The organism is Microcoleus sp. K5-D4 (genome assembly GCF_036704575.1).
Classification (GTDB): domain Bacteria; phylum Cyanobacteriota; class Cyanobacteriia; order Cyanobacteriales; family Microcoleaceae; genus Microcoleus.
Genome location: NZ_JAUBSD010000218.1, coordinates 1 through 1,206, shown reverse-complemented (window position 1 = coordinate 1,206; position 1,206 = coordinate 1). Strand labels below are relative to the sequence as shown.

The following is a 1,206-nucleotide window of genomic DNA, read 5'->3' as shown; positions in this document are numbered from 1 at the left end:
AGCATCCTCAACCAGAACCGATAGTCGAAAATCTGCCCGTTGTTTCAGAAACAGTAGAGTCGATCGAGCATCCTCAAACAGAATCCGAACCAGTTGTAGAAACCGTACAGCCGATAAAAGGCAAGCATCTCAGTTTGGGTGTCACAGAAACCAGATCATCTTACTCGCTACAGATATCTAAACAAGCAAGCAGGATGCTCACTTTTGTAAAAAACATTTTTTACAAAAGTGAGAGACTCCCGATCGAACCTTCTCCACCAGAATCCGAACCAGTTGTCGAAAGACAAGAGTCGATCGAGCATCCTCAACCAGAACCGATTGTCGAAAATCTAGAAGTTTCACAAACCGTAGAGTCGATCAAGCATCATGAACCAGCATCGGAACCAGTTGTAGAAACCGTAGAGTCGATCGAGCATTCTCAACCAGAACCGATAGTCGAAAATCTGCAAGTTGTAGAAACCCTAGAGTCGATCGACTATTCTCAACCAGAATCTGAACCAGTTGTCGAAAGGCAAGAGTTGATCGAGCATCATGAAGCAGAACCGATACTCGAAAATCTAGAAGTTTCACAAACCGTAGAGTCGATCGACTATTCTCAACCAGAACCGATAGTCGAAAATCTGCAAGTTGTAGAAACCGTAGAGTCGATCGACTATTCTCAACCAGAACCGATAGTCGAAAATCTGCAAGTTGTAGAAACCGTAGAGTCGATCGACTATTCTCAACCAGAATCCGAACCAATTACAGAAACAGCAGAGGAAATAAGCGATTTAGAACCTGGAATGCAACCAGTGGCAGATTTTCTGGAAACTGTAGAAAGACAAGAGTCGATAGAACATCCTCAACCAGAACCGATTGTCGAAAATCTGCTCATTGTCGAAACAGTAGAGTCGATAGAACATCCTCAACCAGAACCGGTTGTCGAAAATCTCGAAGTTTCGGAAACGGTAGAGTCGCTAGAACATCATCAACCAGCACCGATTGTCGAAAATCTACTTATTGTCGAAACAATAGAGTCGATTGAGCATTCTCAGCCAGAACCGATTGTCGAAAATCTGGTCGTTGTCGAAACAGTAGAGTTGATCGAGCATTCTCAGCCAGAACCGATTGTCGAAAATCTGGTCGTTGTCGAAACAGTAGAGTTGATCGAGCATTCTCAGCCAGAACCGATTGTCGAAAATCTGGTCGTTGTCGAAACAGTAGAGT

General features: G+C 43.8%; 1 pseudogene. It reads left to right on the top strand.

The annotated features are described in order from the left end of the window. Positions 1-1,206, top strand: a pseudogene (locus tag QUA77_RS29140) (ATP-binding cassette domain-containing protein); the annotation flags it as partial.